At 66.7% G+C, this 15053-nt stretch carries 9 protein-coding genes and 1 pseudogene; 2 read left to right on the top strand and 8 right to left on the bottom strand.

Annotated elements, in window-relative coordinates; genetic code table 11:
- Window positions 1-7 precede the first annotated feature (7 nt).
- Complete coding sequence (locus DUPY_RS03400) at window positions 8-607, bottom strand: FMN-dependent NADH-azoreductase (RefSeq protein ID WP_070246393.1); 600 nt, start codon at window positions 605-607, stop codon at window positions 8-10.
- Between the two features lie 113 nt (window positions 608-720).
- On the opposite strand from DUPY_RS03400, the gene DUPY_RS03395 reads away from it, so the two are divergent.
- A complete protein-coding gene (locus DUPY_RS03395) occupies window positions 721-1617 on the top strand; it encodes a LysR family transcriptional regulator (RefSeq protein WP_070246391.1) in 897 nt (298 codons plus the stop codon).
- On the opposite strand, the gene DUPY_RS03390 is transcribed toward DUPY_RS03395, so the two are convergent.
- Together DUPY_RS03390 and DUPY_RS03385 are read right to left on the bottom strand one after the other, a co-directional pair.
- A complete protein-coding gene (locus tag DUPY_RS03390; RefSeq protein ID WP_070246429.1) occupies window positions 1614-3002 on the bottom strand; it encodes an MFS transporter in 1389 nt (462 codons plus the stop codon). The two genes, DUPY_RS03395 and DUPY_RS03390, sit on opposite strands and share 4 nt — an antisense overlap.
- A gap of 70 nt (window positions 3003-3072) precedes the next feature.
- Window positions 3073-5952 carry a hybrid sensor histidine kinase/response regulator gene (locus DUPY_RS03385; protein ID WP_070246389.1) on the bottom strand — a complete coding sequence of 960 codons (2880 nt, stop codon included), beginning with the start codon at window positions 5950-5952 and terminating at the stop codon, window positions 3073-3075.
- A 166-nt stretch (window positions 5953-6118) separates the two neighbouring features.
- Here DUPY_RS03385 and DUPY_RS03380 point away from each other — a divergent pair, with 166 nt between their 5' ends.
- Window positions 6119-6748 carry a LysE family translocator gene (locus tag DUPY_RS03380; RefSeq protein ID WP_070246387.1) on the top strand — a complete coding sequence of 210 codons (630 nt, stop codon included), beginning with the start codon at window positions 6119-6121 and terminating at the stop codon, window positions 6746-6748.
- Window positions 6749-6870: 122 nt separating this feature from the next.
- On the opposite strand, the gene DUPY_RS03375 is transcribed toward DUPY_RS03380, so the two are convergent.
- From DUPY_RS03375 to DUPY_RS28295, 5 genes and pseudogenes are all read right to left on the bottom strand, one after another.
- Window positions 6871-7575, bottom strand: a complete 705-nt coding sequence (locus DUPY_RS03375) for a YceI family protein (RefSeq protein ID WP_070246427.1) — start codon at window positions 7573-7575, stop codon at window positions 6871-6873.
- Between the two features lie 427 nt (window positions 7576-8002).
- Complete coding sequence (locus tag DUPY_RS03370) at window positions 8003-10666, bottom strand: M1 family metallopeptidase (protein WP_070246385.1); 2664 nt, start codon at window positions 10664-10666, stop codon at window positions 8003-8005.
- A 32-nt stretch (window positions 10667-10698) separates the two neighbouring features.
- Window positions 10699-13167, bottom strand: a pseudogene (locus DUPY_RS03365) (hybrid sensor histidine kinase/response regulator); the annotation flags it as partial.
- A 60-nt stretch (window positions 13168-13227) separates the two neighbouring features.
- On the bottom strand, window positions 13228-14853 hold the full coding sequence (gene bcsG, locus DUPY_RS03360; RefSeq protein WP_167359023.1) for a cellulose biosynthesis protein BcsG: 1626 nt from the start codon (window positions 14851-14853) through the stop codon (window positions 13228-13230).
- On the bottom strand, window positions 14850-15023 hold the full coding sequence (locus DUPY_RS28295; RefSeq protein WP_167359022.1) for a hypothetical protein: 174 nt from the start codon (window positions 15021-15023) through the stop codon (window positions 14850-14852). Before DUPY_RS28295 ends, bcsG begins: the two co-directional genes overlap by 4 nt.
- Between the last annotated feature and the right edge of the window lie 30 nt (window positions 15024-15053).

Here is a 15053-nt window from a genome sequence, read left to right as displayed (position 1 = left end):
TTTAAATTCAAACCAGTACTGCGTTGATGTCGGCGTCGGCCTGCGCTTGCGCCTTGGCCACCGCCTCCGGACCCATGCCCATGCCTTCCGCGTACACGAACTGCACATCGGTCATGCCCAGGAACGCCAGGAACATCTTCAGGTGCGGCAGCTGGGTGTCGCTCGGACCATCGCGGTGAAAACCGCCACGGGCGATTGCGACATACACTTTTTTACCGGTGACCAGGCCGACCGGCCCGGTGGCGCCGTATTTGAAGGTGACGCCGGCGCGGGCAATCGCGTCGAACCAGGCTTTCAGTTGCACCGTGATGCCGAAGTTGTACATCGGCGCGCCGATCACGATGGCGTCGGCCGCCTGCACCTGGGCGATCAGGGCGTCGTCGAGCGCCACGCGGGCCGCCTGTTCGGCGCTGCGCTGGTCGGCCGGGGTGAACAGCGCTTGCAGTGCGGCTTCGTCCAGCACCGGGTGCGGGTTGGCGGCCAGGTCGCGGCGGGTAACGACGGCGCCGGCGTTGGCGGCCTGCAGTTTGGCGACGATGGCGTCGGCCAGGCGGGTCGATTCGGAACCGGTGCTGCGGGCGCTGGAGTTGATTTGCAAGATATTCATGGTGGGGCTCCTGGTGTTGGTTAGGTGCTGCGATGGAGTGACTTTAATCGTTTCAAAACCAATGCGGAATCCCTTAAAATGGATAACATTAACTCACCAGTGGAACAATCATCATGGATATCGATCCCGCCGACCTGCTGCTGTTCGCCCGCATCGTCGAATGCGGCAGTTTCAGCCTGGCGGCCGAGCGCGTGCAGCTGCCCAAGTCCACCGTCTCGCGCCGCATCTCGCTGCTCGAGGGCCACCTGGGCGAGCGCCTGCTCCAGCGCACCACGCGCAAGCTGGTGCTGACCGAATTCGGTTCGATCCTGCTCGAGCACGCGCGCCGCGTGGCCGACGAAACCGAGGCGGCCGGCGCGCTGGCGCAGCACCGCCAGGGGGCGCCGAGCGGCTTGCTGCGGGTGTCGATGCCAGCCGATTTCTTCGACCTGGGGCTAAGTGAAATAGTGGCGGGGTTTTTAGCCAGATACCCGGCCATCTCGCTGGAGCTCGACCTGTCGCCGCGTCGGGTGGACCTGGTGGCGGAAAACTTCGACCTGGCGATCCGCATGGGCGACCTGCCTGACGACGCCACGCTGGCTGCGCGCCGCATCCTGCGCAGCGGGCTGGGACTGTACGCTGCGCCCGGCTACGCCAGCATGCGCGGCCTGCCCGAGCATCCCGATGACCTGTTCCGCCATGATTTACTGAGTCTGCCGCCGCGTATCAACGGCCTGGTGCGCTGGCCGCTCACGCGTGGCAAGGTGCTGTGGGAGCGCGAGCTGCCGGTGCGGGTGCTGGCCAATTCGCCGGAGCTGCTGATGCGCATGGCCAGCACCGGCATCGGCATCGGCGCATCCACCGAACCGATCGCGCGGCCTTACCTGGAGCAGGGCAAGCTGGTGCGGGTGCTGCCCGAGTGGTCGTTCCCGCAGGTGACGGCGTGGGCGGTGTTCCCGGGGCGGCGGCTGATGCCGGCCAAAACCCGGGTTTTCCTCGATGCGCTGGAGGAAGCGATGAAGGACTATTAGTCGGCTTCCGCAGCAAACGCCATCCGCGAGAAGCTGGCGATGCATGCCACGCCGGCAAACGCCGCGCCCAGCATCAGCGCGTAGCGGGTGCCGTTGGCAGCCGAAATGGTAAAGCACCAGGCCACCAGCGCGGCGCCGGTGGCCTGGCCGGTCAGGCGGGAGGTGGCGACGATGCCGCTGGCGCTGCCGGCGCGCGACTTGGGTGCGCTGCCCATGATGGCCTTCAAATTGGGCGCCTGGAAAAAGCCGAAGCCGATGCCGCACCACGCCATGCGCCAGCCGATGTCGAACGCGGTGGGCGCTGCCGGCAGCATCAGCATGGCCACCAGGCCGGAAGATAGCAGCGCCAGGCCGATACCGCCGAGGACACCGGGCGAATATTTATCGCTGAGGCGCCCGGCAATCGGCGCCATCACCGCCACCAGCACCGCCCACGGCGTCATCAGGAATCCCGTCTCGATCGGCGAGCGGCCCAGGGTGTGTTCGAAGAAGAACGGCAGCGACACGAACGCCAGGCCCTGCGCGGCAAAGGTGCACATGGCGGTGAGCGACGACAGCGCGAACAGCGGCCGGCGGAACAGGTCCACCGGCAGCATCGGCGCCGAGTGGCCGGCCTGGCGCCGCAGCAGCAGCACGAAAAACAGCACGGTCAGCGCAATTTCCGGCGCCAGGGTATGCCAGCTCTGCAGGTGGGCGCCTTCGCCGAAGGCCAGTATCAACAGGCCAAACGCGAGCATGTTGTACACCACGGTGAGCACGTCGATCTTGTGGCCGGCCAGCGCGGTGGCGGGCAGCGCGCGGCGCGCCATGACAATCGCCAGCAGGCCCAGCGGCACGTTGATGGCGAACAGCCAGGGCCACGAGGCCACCGACAGGATCAGCGAGGCGGCAGTGGGCCCGATGGCGAACGACGTGGCCACCACCAGCGAATTGAAACCGAAGCCACGCCCGGCCAGCTTGGCCGGATAGATCGCCCGCAGCAGCGCGGTGTTCACGCCCATCAGCGCCGCGCCCCCCACGCCCTGGAACAGCCGCGCCACCACCAGCGACGGCAGCGACCACGCCAGCGCGCACGCCAGCGACGCCAGCGTAAACATCGCCATGCCGAAGATGGCCACCTTGCGGTAGCCGATCACTTCGCCCAGTGCAGCGAAGGGGAGCAGGGTGGCGACCATCGCCAGCTGGTAGACATTGATGATCCAGACCGAGGCGGCCGGGGTGGCATTCAACTGCTCGGCAATGGCCGGCAGCGCGGTGTTGGCGATCGCCGTGTCGAGCGAGGCCATGCCCACGCCGATGGCGACCGAGAGCATGGCCCAGCGCCGGGCATCGGGCGGCAGGCCGTCGCGGTCGGCCAGCGAGGCCGGGTTGGTGGTAACACTCATGCGCATCCGATGCTTGCTGTGACTGAGGCCGTCATTGTCGCGCAAAACCGCCGCGCTTGCAGGCGACGTTTCAGTCGGCCGCAGCGACCGTGGACGACGCCTGCAAGTCGCTACAGGCCTGCTCCAGCGCCGCCTCCAGCTCCACCAGCATGGGCGCCACTTGGTCGAGGCGCCCGGCGTTCGCTGCCGCTTCGAGCTCGGTGCACAGCGCGTGCAGGTGGTTGGAGCTCAGGTAACCGGCGCTGCCCTTCAGGGCGTGGATGGCGGCGGCTGCCGCTTGCGCGTTACCGGCGCGGACGGCAGCGCGCGCGGTGCGCAGGCGGCGCGGCGCTTCGTCGAGGAAGGCGTCGGTAATGCGCTGCAAATGCTTGTGCGACAGGCCGGCCAGCGGCATGATCTGCACTCCCTTGCCTGATTCGGTGCATTCGTTCGCGCCCGCAGGCGCCACGCCGAACTGGGCGTCCAGGTCGGCCTGGCGCGCGCCCGGCAGCAGCGCCGGATCGACCGCGCGCAGCGTGCGGCCGCGCGCCAGGTGCAGCGCGATGATCTTTTCGATCTGGTCGTACAGCAGCCTTTCATCGACCGGTTTGCTGAGGAAACCGTCCATGCCCACGCCAAGATAGCGGGCGCGGTCATGGTCGCTGGCGTTGGCGGTGAGGGCGATGATGGGAATGCCGGCATCGCGCATGCGGTAGTCCTCGTTGCCGCCGGCGCGGATCAGGCGCGTGGCCTGTTCGCCGTCCATCATCGGCATGCGCCCGTCCATCAGCACCAGGTCGTAGTCCGATTCGGCCAGCGCATGCAACGCCTGCAGGCCGTTTTCCACGATATGGATGTCGTGGCCCATGTTTTCCAGCAGCGTGCCGACGATGATCTGGTTGGTGCGCACGTCTTCGGCGCACAGGATGCGCAGGCGATAGGCGTGGTATTCGCGGTGCGGTCCCGTGTCGGGCCCGGCCAGCGGCGCCGCGCCCAGCGCCAGTGGCAGGGTGAACCCGAAGGTCGAGCCCACGCCCACGCGGCTCTCGGCGGCAATGGTGCCGCCCATCAGCTCGACGAGCTCCTTGCAGATGGCCAGGCCCAGGCCGGTGCCGCCGTAGCGGCGCGTGGTGGAGTGGTCGGCCTGCTCGAACTTCTGGAACAGGCGCGGCATGGTATCGGGCGGGATGCCGGGGCCCGTGTCGATGATGTCGAAGCTGACGCTGGCAAGGGGACGGCCGGCGACGGGGGCGAGCGCGGTGGCGTGCAGCCGCACCTCGCCGCGGTCGGTGAACTTGATGGCGTTACCGAGCAAATTGAGCAGGATCTGGCGCAGGCGGGTGGGGTCGCCGCGCACGAAGCGCGGCAGATCCGGCGCCAGCTCGCAGCGCAGCAGCAGGCTCTTGGCGTCGGCCTGGCCTTGCAGGATGCCGATGGCGTCGTCGATCAGCGCGATCAGGTCGAAGTCCACGGTTTCGATCGACAGCCGGCCGGCGTCGATCTTGGAAAAGTCGAGGATGTCGTTGAGGATGGCCAGCAGCGATTCGCTGTTTTGCAGGCCGATACGCAGGTATTCCTCGGTACGGCCGCGCACCGACTGGTCGCGCATGGCGAACTTGATCATGCCGATCACGCCGGCCAGCGGGGTGCGGATATCGTGGCTCATGGCCGAGAGAAAATCGATGCGATGGCGGCTCACCACCTCGGCGTGTTCCTTGGCCTCGGTCAGTTCGGCGGTGCGTTCCTGTACCCGCTGTTCGAGCGTGTTGCGCAGCAGGCGGATCTGGTCGGCCAGCGCGAAGGCCAGCAGCACGCCGTCGAGGGTGCCCCCCAATAGTGTGAACAACTGGGCGTTGGTTACCAGCGCCGGGATCAGGCCCACGTTGGCCGGCAGGATCACCAGGCTCGGTAGCAGCAGCGCCAGGAAACCGAGCACGAAGAAGCGCGCCGGCTGGTAGCCGCGCCGCCACACCACGATGCCGGTCACCAGCGCCATCGACACCCAGATCGCGATGACGATGGTGGCGATGGTATGGGCATAGCTGAGCGCGAAAAAGCACGAGGGCAGCGTCAGCAACGGCAGCACGATATTCACGCGGCTGAGCAGGAACAGGCGCGGCGCGTTCTCGCGCAGGCGCAGAAAATTGGTGTAGAACAGGGTGCTGATCACCGGCAGCAGGAAGAACGGCACGTAGTGCCAGTGCAGGTTATGCCAACCGAACATGTCGGCCGACAGGTGGAAGGTCATGCCCCACGCCACCGCGTAGCACAGCACGTACAGCGAGTAGTACAGCGACGAGCGGTCGCGCGTGATCGAATAGATGAAGAAATTGAACACCGCCAGCGCCATCAGCGCGCCGATGGCGCCGATGATCAACACGTTCTCGCGCGCCACCAGGCGCTGATAGTCGGTGCGCGGCAGCGCGGTAAACATCGGCGTGCGCGCGTAGTAGGGGCTGGAGAAGCGGATCAGCACCGGGTAGCTCTTGCCCGGTTCGAGCTGCACGCCCTTGCCGTAGTGGAGCAGGTAGTCGTGCGGCTGGCGGTAGCCGGTTTTCAGCAGCCGCACCTTGCCGTCCGGCTGGTACAGGTAGATGTCGACCACGTCGATCAGGGTGTCGTTGGGATCGAGCACCCAGTCGGTCAGCACGCCGTCGTTGTGCAACTCCGCCACCAGCCAGTAACCGCCACCGAGCAAATCCACCTTGGCGGCCGGGCGCAGGCCGGCGACCATGGCCGGCAGCGCAGCGGCGCTGGCTGGCGCCAGTTCGCCTTCGTCCAGGTACAGCTTGCCGTCGCGGGCGATGTCGATGGCGACCTGGGTGAGCGCGATGCGCGGGAGCTGGGCAGGCGCCTGGGCGCGAACCTGGCCGGCCAGGCATAGCGCCGCGAGCAGCAGCAACATCAGCGGCAGCGAGGGCGACAGGTGGCGGAGGACTCGGCCCGCGAAGGCGCTAAGCGCGTGGTACATCGTGCAAGCTTTGGTTATTGATATGGATGGATGCCGAGCCGCCGTCGCGGAGGCAGGAATCCGGTCATTTTATACGAGAACATATTGGTTTCAGAAAATATGATGTGGTTGTAACATAACAATGCGACAGTTATCATCACCGCTTCCAGTCCTTGCCTAGCCCCTCATGTTAATTTCGCCAGAACAGTTCATCGGCTTTCTCAGCGCCGCCTTGCTCATCACGATTTCGCCGGGACCGGACAACCTGATGGTGCTCAGCGTGGGTGTCTCGCGCGGGCGCCGCCAGGGCATGGTGTTCGGTATCGGCTGCGCGCTGGGCTGTTTGAGCCACACCGTGCTGGCCGCGCTGGGCGTGAGCGCGCTGATCGCCGCTTCTCCCACCGCGTTCGGCGCACTGAAGATCATCGGCGGCGCTTACCTGGTGTGGCTCGGCATCGGTGCGCTGCGCAGCCGGGGCGGGGCGCGGGTAGCGCACACCAGCCTGCCCGACGAAAGCCTGGGACGGCTGTTCGCCAAGGGCCTGCTCGCCAATGCCATCAATCCGAAGGTCGTGCTGTTCTTCCTGTCGTTCCTGCCGCAGTTCGTGGTGGCCGAACGCGGCGATGTGAGCTGGCAGACCGCACAACTGGGCCTGCTGTTCACGGCACAGGCGGCGGTGCTGTTTTCGCTGCTCGGCTATTTTTCCGGTGCGGTGGGCGCGTGGATCAACCGCCATCCCGGCGCCGGCACGTGGATGGACCGGGTGGCGGGGGCGGTATTCGTGGGCCTGGGGCTGAAGCTGATTATTTCGCGCTGATGTTTTTTGATGCGTGCATGTCATCACGCGGTCATGTTGGGGGGAGATACTGATCTCGCTCTTTCAAGTCTCTCCCGATTTGAAATCCTTCAGCCCGCGCCGTTCGTGTCGCGGGCTTTTTTTTATCTGGCAACCAGGGTAAAACGCAGTTCCATCCGGTCTTCCACGGCCATCGCGCCGCCCATCACCGAAAACGGCACCAGCCCGAAATCGGTCTGCTTCAGATCGACCGTGCCGCTCACCGTCATGGCGCTGCCGTCGCGGCTGAATACCACGGGGATGCGATAGTCGCGGGTGACGCCGTGCAGGGTGATGGCCACGCGCAGCGGCTGGTCGTCGGTGATGCGCTCGGCGCGTACGCTGACGACAGGGTAGCGGTCGGCATCGAGCACCTTGGTCAGCATATTGGTGCGGGTGCCGGCCACCGCTTCCGGCGATGGCTGCTTTTCCAGCCCGGCGACCTGGCGCAGCGCCGGCTCGTCCACCGTCATCTGGTCGAGGCGGAACTGGAACTCGGCTCGGTTGTCCTGCGGCGCGACGCTGCCGGTGATGGTGCGCGCGGCCACCACGTGATCGTGGCCCAGGCGCGCCAGCACGCCGCCGCGCCGCACGGTCACGGCGATCAGCGAGCTGGCGCTGTCGATGGCCAGTGCGCCTGTTGCGGGCGTGGCTGGCGGCGCCGCCGTTGCCGAGGCGGCAGGGGCTGCGGCAGCTGGGACGGTAGCGGGCGGTGGCAGCGGCGCGCAGGCTGCCAGCACTAGCGTCAGCGCCAGCGTGCAAGCTGGCTGGCGCTGGCGAAATCGGCTGCGCAAGAAAATCGATAACATGGTTACTCGCTTTAGTGTGAACGTCATGGGCTCGTCATATTGCCCGATTATGATGCCAAGCGCTGGTCCCAGCATCTTCCAGTTGGTCGCCGTGTCCAGGTTGGCACGGGAATTCACGGAACATCGCTCAGCGGGCTTGCCGGTGGCCTGAAACACCGGCACCATCCTTTCTTCAATTCGCCCTTCCCATGGCAGGCTTCATGCAGTTTAATGAAGTCCTAAGCCTGTCCTTGCGATTAACTGGCAAAGTAATACCTGTAGCGCGCGGTCAAACCAGACGCCCGGCTGCCGGACCTTCATTCCGGCACAAATTCAGTCCAGGCGGCACAGGCATCCATGTTAGCCGCCGGACCACCGGCCATCCCCACGCTTTCGAGCGTTTTGCAACCAGCACCCCCGTAAAGGTGGCGCTGGTTTTTTTTGCCTGTTACTTTTGCTGCGCCAGCCAGGCGTCGATTTCCGACAGGCGCTCCTTGCGCACCTTGATGCGGTACTTGATCGAGGCAATCGCGACCTTGACGTCGCCGCGCGCATCGGCCGCCAGGTGCTGGTCGGCGTAGGCGTTCAGCTTGTCCACCATGGCCGGATCGGCCGAGTGGCGGGCCAGGCCGGGGTAGAAGCGGCTGCGCGAGGTGGCGTCGATTTTCTTTTCCACCTGCGCGCGGTGCGCCAAGGCGAAATCGAACGCCAGGTCGGGATGCTGGCTGGCGACGTGGCTGATGATGCTGGCGCTGTTGGTGGCCCCGGCTTCGTCGGTGAGCGCCAGGTCCAGCGCGCGGCGGGCCAGCGCAGGATCGTGGCTGGCGCCCAGCATGCCATATTGCTCGGCCTTGATCATGGCGGCCTGCTCGTTGCGCGCCTCGGCCAGCAGCGCATCCCAGGTGGCGGCATCGGCGTTGGCGGCGATCACGCCCAGGATCGGGCGGCGCAAGGCCACCGGCATGGCGTCCTTGTCGCTGTCGCGCAGCGCGTAGCGGCGGCGAGCTTCGGCCAGCACCGCCGGGTCGTCCATCTCGCCCAGGGCGGCGATCAGCGTGCTGCGCAGGTTGGCCACCGGCGCCGCTTCGCCGGGCGCGGCGGTCCAGCCCACGCGCGCCAGCACCGGCGCCAGGCGCGCGCGCGCAAAGCGCTCAAAAGCGGCGCGCTGCTCCGGCCGGCCCTCGTAGCTGGCGTGCAGGCCGGCCAGGGTACCGGCGATGTCTTCCCACACCTGCGGCGCGGCATCCACCGGCGTGGTGGCCACCAGTTGCAGGTAGCTGGACGCCGGCATGTGACCGGACATGCCCAGCGCACCGGCGTCGGCCAGCAAGCCCATTTGATCGATGGCCGGCAGGTCGGCGAAGCGTTTTGCCAGCGCGGCGAATCCCTTGCTCGTGTGCAGCGTGCGGTAGTAGCCGCTCTGGCCGGCGTTGACCAGTACCGCGCCGCATTCGGGCAGCGTGATGGTGGCCTTGCCGTCGGCTACCACGGTGCGCTCGGTGGCGCCGCCCACGGTCCTGGCGATGACCGGCACGCGCCAGCTCAATGGCTTCCTGGTGGCGTCGTCCTTGGAAAATTCGCCCTGGGTGAGGGCGATGGTGGCCTTGCCGTTCTTGCACACGGCGTCTGCCACGCGGATCAGCGGCACGCCCGGTTGCAGCGTGAAGTCGTGGGCGATCGCCGTCACCGGCTTGTGGGCCGCCTTTTCCACCTGGCGCCACAGGTCGTCAGATACCGTGTTGCCATACGCGTGCTGGGCGATGTACGCGCGCACGCCGCTGCGCCAGGCGTCCGCACCGACGTAGTCTTCCAGCATGCGGATCACCGCCTCGCCCTTCTGGTAGGTGATGTTGTCGAAGGCCTGGCTGGCCTGTTCGACAGTGGCGATGCGCTGCACCACCGGGTGGGTGGAGGCAAGGGCGTCGCTGGCCATGGCGCCTTCGCGCGTGTGCACCGCGTGCAGGTGCCAATCCCATTCGGGATGCAGGCGTGCGGTGGTGCGCGATTCCATCCACGATGCAAAACCTTCGTTGAGCCACAGGTCATCCCACCAGGCCATGGTAACCAGGTTGCCGAACCACTGGTGGGCAATTTCGTGGGCGGCGGTGACGAACGTCCGCTCGCGGTTTTCCTGGGTGGCGGTGCGCGGGTCGAGCAGCATTGCGTATTCGAAGGTGAAGATGGCGCCCCAGTTTTCCATGGCGCTGAAGAACTGGCTTTGGCCCGGCGCGGCGATGTTGTCGAGCTTGGGCAGCGGGTACTTGACGCCGAAGTAGTCGTTGTACTCGCGCAGCACGTCGCGCGATGCGTCGAGCGCAAACCGGGCCTGGCCCACGTTGCCCTTTTGCGTGATCACGCCGATCTCGGTGCCAGCTTCGGTGGTGGTGGCGCGCTCGAATTCGCCCAGGCCGAAGAACAGCAGGTAGGTGGACATCTTGGGCGACGTGGCAAAGCGCACCAGTTCGCGTCCGTCGGCCAGCCTGGTGGTCGCTGCCACCGGCATGTTCGATACCGCCATCTGGCCGGCGGGAATGGTAGCCTCCAGCGCGAACGTGGCCTTGTAAAACGGCTCGTCCCACGACGGGATCACGCGCCGCGCTTCGGAATTTTCGAACTGCGTGTATAGCGCGCGCTTGGTGGCGCCGCCGTTCTGGTAGTCGAGCGCGAACAGGCCGGCGGCCTGGGTGCCGATCAGGCCCGTGTAGTCGAGCTTGAGCTGGTAGCTGCCAGGCTGCAGCTGGCGGCCGAAGCGGAAGGTGGCGGTCTGCTTGTCTGCGTCAAGGTCGATGCCGGTGGCGGCTTGGGCCGGCTGACCGGCGCCGGCGCTGAGCGCGGCGCTGGAAAATGCCAGGTCGGCAGCGTTGAGCACCAGGCGGTCGGTGGCCTGTGTGACGGTGAGCGAGATGACCACGCTGGCGCTGAAGGTGCGGGTGGTGGCGTAGGGCGTGAGCGATACCGCGTAATGCGTGGGCACGGCATTGCGCGGCAACTGCGTGGTTTGCCGGACGGCCGGCTGCGCTGCTGCCGGTGCTGCATGGGAGTTTACCGGGGCCAACACCGGAGCCAGGGCCAGCGCCGCCATCACGGCGATCGACATCGAACTGCGTTGCATGTGTTTCCTTTTCTTGTTAATTGAGCCAGACCTCAGTTCAGCCACACCCTGAGCAGCGACAGCAGCTGCGCCACATCGACCGGCTTGGTGATGTAGTCGGAGGCGCCGGCGGCGATGCATTTGTCACGGTCGCCCTTCATGGCCTTGGCGGTGAGCGTAATGATGGGCAGCGAGCGAAACCTGGCGATGCGCCGGATTGCGCGCATGGTGTCGTAGCCATCCATTTCCGGCATCATGATATCCATCAGGACGATCTCGATGGACGGATCGCGCTCGAGCACTTCGATGCCGTCGCGGCCGTTCTCGGCAAATGATACCTGCATTTGCTGGCGTTCGAGCAGCGACGACAGCGCGAAGATATTGCGCACGTCGTCGTCGACGATCAGCACCGTGCGTCCGGCCAGGCCGCCCTCGGCTTCACGCACATCGTCGAGCAGCTGGCGCTGGGCTGCGGTCAGGTGCTGCGGCGACCGGTGCAGGAACAGCGCGGTCTGGTCCAGCAGGTGCGTGGGCGAGCAAGCCACGCTGATCACCATGGCGTCGGCGCCGGCGCTGGTGGTTCGCTGTTGCAGCCGCGCGCGAACGGTATCGGCGGCAGAATCGGCATCGGCAGCGACCATCACCACCACCGGCAGGTCGCGCAGCGCGCGGTTGGCGGCGATGGCGTCCAGCAGCGCGAAGGCGCCGCTGTCGGGCAGCGCCAGGTTCAGCGCCATGCAGTCGACGTGCTGCTCACGCATGGCCGCGAGCGCTGCCATGCCGCTGTCCACCGCCACGATCTCGAGGTCGTCGGCCGCGAGCAGCGCCACCGTGGCGGCGCTGGCGGCCGCGTCGTGCTCCACGAGCAGCAGGCTGCGCCTGCCACCGGCGGCAAAGCGGCGGATGTGCGCAAACAGGTCGCGCAGCGCCGCGCGGTCCGCCGGCTGGTACTGGTAGAGATCGAGGTACAGGCACACGTACGACAGGGCGCCCAGGCGCAGCGCCTGCTGGCGGTCACGCACCTGTTCGCGCCGGTTCGACAGCGCGTGGACCGGAATGTGGCGGGTTCCGGGATCGCGTTTCAGGCGCGCCAGCACTGTCAGGCCGTCGATATCGGGCAGGTCGAGGTCGAGCAGGATGGCCGAGGGCAGGTAGTCGCGCGCCAGGCTCAGGGCCGAGTCGCCGCTGGCCGTCACTACGCCTTTGAAATGCTGGGTGCGCGCCAGGTCCAGCAACATCGTGGCCAGGCGTTCATCGTCGGCGATGATCAGCAGGGACGGATCGCCGGGCGCGAGCAGCGCGCGGTCGTCGTGGTGGTCATGGTAGTCGATGTCGTCTGGCGTCTGCTCGTGCGGCAGGAATGGCGGTTCCACGGGCTGGGCTGCCACTGCGTTGACCACCGCTTTCGGCGCCGGCGCCGTATCCGCAGCGACGAAGCCGGCGCGGTGCCAGGGCAGAAAGAGGGTAAAGGTGGACCCCCCGCCCAGCACCGATTGCACCCGGATCTCGCCGCCCAGCAGGCGCGCCAGTTCGCGCGAGATCGACAGCCCCAGGCCGGTGCCGCCGTACTTGCGGGCGGTGGAGCCGTCGGCCTGCTGGAACGCCTCGAAGATCAGTTGCAGCTTGTCGGCCACGATCCCCACGCCGGTGTCGGTGACGGCGAACGCCAGCACCGCGTCGGCGTGGCACAGGGCGGGGTGGTCGCTGGAATAGCCGGCGTCGGCCAGGCCGATGGTGAGCGCCACGCGCCCATGCGGAGTAAACTTGAAGGCGTTCGACAGCAGGTTTTTCACGACCTGCTGCAGGCGCGTGGTGTCGGTCACCAGGCTGGCGGGAAGGTCGTCGTCCAGTGCGATCGAAAAGTCCAGGTGCCTGGCTTCGGCCATGTGGCGGAAGGTCCGCTCGACGTAATGGCGCAGGTGTTCGAAACGGTATTCCGAGAACTCCAGCGTGACGGTGCCCGATTCGATCTTGGACAGGTCGAGGATGTCGTTGATCAGCGTGAGCAGGTCGGAGCCGGAGCCATGGATGGTGCGGGCAAATTCCACCTGTTTGCCGGAGAGGTTGCCGTCCGGGTTGTCGGCCAGCTGCTGCGCCAGGATCAGGAGGGAGTTGAGCGGCGTGCGCAGCTCGTGCGACATATTGGCCAGGAACTCGGACTTGTACCGCGACGACAGCGCCAGCTGGGTGGCTTTTTCTTCCAAAGCCAGCTTGGCCTGCTCCACCTCGACATTCTGCTCCGACAGCAGGCGGGCCTTGTCCGCCAGTTCCTGGTTGGTCTGGCGCAGCTCCTGCGCCAGCGATTGCGACTGCGTGAGCAGCGACCCGGTGCTGCTGCCGGCGCCCGGGGGCGCGCCGTTGGCCATGATCTGGTTGAGCGTCGCGGCCACCTGGCCGGCCACCCCGGCCAGGCCGGACGGCATGCGCGCGCTGAAGTCGCCGTCTTGCAGGGCGCGCAGCGTTGCGAGCACCAGCTTGGCGTCGATCTGGTCGCCCGGTTCGGTCATGGGATTCATCGGTGGTCATCCTCGCGCAGCGCGGTACAAACGCATATTGTAGCAATCCTGCCAATAACCGCCGCTTCAGCGCCCCGGATCGTAGGCCTTCCACGGCTCGGTGCCGAGCTTGAGCATGTACTTGCCGTGGTATTCGAGCATGGTGGAACCCTCGTTTTCGGCAACGTAGGGCGTCAGCGGCAGGCCGGCCAGGTAATCGGACGGCGCGAAGCCGGCGGCGTCGAATGGCGGCTTGTCCAGCATGGCCGAGACAATGTGCGACAGCGCCAGGTAGCTGGTGGCGTCGTTGACGTGCACGGTGCCACCCAGCGCATGCGCGCCCGGACCGATGACCTTGATCGCGACCGGCACGTTGGTCAGCGCGGGCGTCGGGATATCGCGCAGGCCGGCCACCTGCATCTTGTCGCCGCGCACGGCGGCGCCGTGCTCGGGCACCACCACCACCACCGCGCGCCGGCCGCTGCGTTCGAGCTGGGTCATGAATTGCCCGATGTCGTCGAGCAGTTTCGCCGCGCGGATGCGGTAGGTGCCGCTGCTGTCCTTGCCGGCGTTGGGGCCGTTGACGAAGTGGTTGCCGTCATGCAGACTGATGGTGTTGTAATACAGCGCCACCCGCGCCGCGCCGTCGCTGGCGCGCGCCGTGGCCCAGCGGTTCAGCATGGCGCCGTCGTCGTACACGGCCGAATCGTCGAACGCGCGCAGCGGCGCCGGCACGCCGGCCAGCGGCGTGGCTGCCGCCGACAGGCCCTGCTTGCGCAGCAGGCCGATGAAGTCGTCGAAGTGGCCGTCGTGGTTCATGGCCATCTGCTGCGTGAAGCCGGCTTTTTCCAGGCCGGGCATCAGCGCGCAACGGTCGCCGGGGGGATCGTAGATGCCGGTGTGCGACTGCTGCCCGCACGGGCCGCGCATCAGGCGGATCGCCGCCGGGCCACTGTACGAGGCGGCCGAATTAAAGTGGTGGAACAGCACGTCAGCCTGCTTGAGCACCGGGTGCTGGTCCAGTCCCACGGTCTGCAGATCGTCCCACGACAGCGAGCAGATATGGATGAAGATCAGGTCGAACGGCGTGCTGTTCGCTGCCGGCGGCTTGAAGGTGGCGCTGCGTTTGCCTTCGCGTTCGAAGAATTGTTGCAGCGCCAGTTGCGGCGTCTCGCCCGCAACTGCGCCCGGCGTCTGCACCGCCACCGCAGCCAGCGCCGGGGCCTGCTCGGCCTGATTGGCGCGCAACTGCTGCAATCCCACCGCGCACAACATGGCCGCCGTCAGCACGCCCAGGCGCAGATAGCTGGCGGCAACGCGGCAGACTACCCAGATCAGCACCAGCAGTGCAACAAGTTCCCATTGGATGAAGCGCCCGGCCAGCTCGACCAGGTAGCCCGGACTGAAGCTGCCTACCAGGTGCGCTTGCGACCACAGCCGGTTGAACGGCGGCAGGAAAGAATCGTAGTAAAGCAGGCTGACCGCAGCCGGAACGGCCACGATGTTACGCAAGGCGCGCAGCCGCGCGCTGCGCAACGGCAGGCTCAGCAGCGCAAGGAGGGCCAGGTTCGCCAGCGGGTGCAGCCCGATCAGGCCGCGCCAGAACAGCAATAGCTTGGCGATGAAATAAAAGCTCCAGCCACCCAGGGCCAGGCGTGGCGGCGGCGAAGGCACTTCTTCCTCGGCGGCGCGTCCGGACAGGGGATCGGTCAAAGCGCACGCCCCTCGCTGTCGGATTGGGTGGGCGGCGTGTAGCGCTTGATCAGCTGCGGCTTGAAATGACGGCGCTGATAGCGTTCGCGCCATTGTGCCAGCGGGGTGCGCAGCCGGTGGCCGCAAACCAGGCCGATGGCGAAGATGGCAAGCATGATGATCAGGTTCATGGTGTATTCAGTATTCTGTCAGATGGCAGG

Source organism: Duganella phyllosphaerae, from assembly GCF_001758785.1.
GTDB lineage: Bacteria > Pseudomonadota > Gammaproteobacteria > Burkholderiales > Burkholderiaceae_D > Rugamonas > Rugamonas phyllosphaerae.
This window is presented reverse-complemented; position numbering and strand designations above follow the sequence as displayed.

Excerpts from the sequence above, each read along its gene's own strand:
- DUPY_RS03400 (WP_070246393.1), bottom strand. The coding sequence starts at position 607 with ATGAATATCTTGCAAATCAACTCCAGCGCCCGCAGCACCGGTTCCGAA.
- DUPY_RS03395 (WP_070246391.1), top strand. The coding sequence starts at position 721 with ATGGATATCGATCCCGCCGACCTGCTGCTGTTCGCCCGCATCGTCGAA.
- DUPY_RS03390 (WP_070246429.1), bottom strand. The coding sequence starts at position 3,002 with ATGAGTGTTACCACCAACCCGGCCTCGCTGGCCGACCGCGACGGCCTG.
- DUPY_RS03385 (WP_070246389.1), bottom strand. The coding sequence starts at position 5,952 with ATGTACCACGCGCTTAGCGCCTTCGCGGGCCGAGTCCTCCGCCACCTG.
- DUPY_RS03380 (WP_070246387.1), top strand. The coding sequence starts at position 6,119 with ATGTTAATTTCGCCAGAACAGTTCATCGGCTTTCTCAGCGCCGCCTTG.
- DUPY_RS03375 (WP_070246427.1), bottom strand. The coding sequence starts at position 7,575 with ATGTTATCGATTTTCTTGCGCAGCCGATTTCGCCAGCGCCAGCCAGCT.
- DUPY_RS03370 (WP_070246385.1), bottom strand. The coding sequence starts at position 10,666 with ATGCAACGCAGTTCGATGTCGATCGCCGTGATGGCGGCGCTGGCCCTG.
- DUPY_RS28295 (WP_167359022.1), bottom strand. The coding sequence starts at position 15,023 with ATGAACCTGATCATCATGCTTGCCATCTTCGCCATCGGCCTGGTTTGC.